We start from the raw sequence: 572 nt of genomic DNA, 5'->3' as shown, positions 1-572 counted from the left end.
GGTGTGGTGGCGACCACCGATTGGGCGGCCGCGATCGACGGCGATCCGAACCTGTTGGACGTCGACCTGAGCCCGAGACAGCGAGAGGTTCTGGCCCTCTACGCATCCGGGGAGAAGGCCGCTCGGGTGGCCTCCCTCACGGGCCTCGCGCAGGAGACTGTGAACGATTACCTCGGCCGGATCCGTCAGAAGTACGCTGAGGCGGGCCGACCTGCACCAACGAAGACCGATCTGTATAAACGCGCGCTGGAGGACGGATGGCTACCGATACCTCAACGACGCCGACGCAAACACTAGCGCCCGCTCCGCATGCCGCTGCCCATGCATCTGTCAGCACCGCCGATCAGATCTTGCGCATGTTCGCACGCTTCATCGGCGCCGGGTACCTGTTCTACCTCCTTCTGCTTGTCGCCGACGTGCGGAGCTTGACCGATGTGATGGCGGGATGGTGGACACCGCTCGCGTTGGTGCTGTTCTTCGGGCCGGGATTGGCCTTGGGCGTGGCATCGTTCGCGTTCAGCGGGCCGCGGCTGAGACTGTTGGCGAACCTGACGGCGGTCACCTACCCCCTT

1 protein-coding gene and 1 pseudogene are annotated in these 572 nt (G+C 64.9%); both read left to right on the top strand.

All coding sequences use genetic code 11. The features are described 5' to 3' along the window. A partial coding sequence (locus MLGJGCBP_RS48465; protein WP_236581196.1) for a LuxR C-terminal-related transcriptional regulator occupies window positions 1–297 on the top strand: 297 nt, incomplete at its 5' end. A 59-nt stretch (window positions 298–356) separates the two neighbouring features. Then, window positions 357–572 (top strand): annotated as a pseudogene (locus tag MLGJGCBP_RS51160) (ATP-binding protein); the annotation flags it as partial.

Origin of the sequence: Rhodococcus sp. T7 (genome assembly GCF_009872365.1) — a bacterium.
Taxonomy (GTDB): Bacteria; Actinomycetota; Actinomycetes; order Mycobacteriales; family Mycobacteriaceae; genus Rhodococcus_F.
The sequence above is the reverse complement of the archived record's forward strand: the minus strand, read 5'-3'. Positions and strand labels throughout refer to the sequence as shown.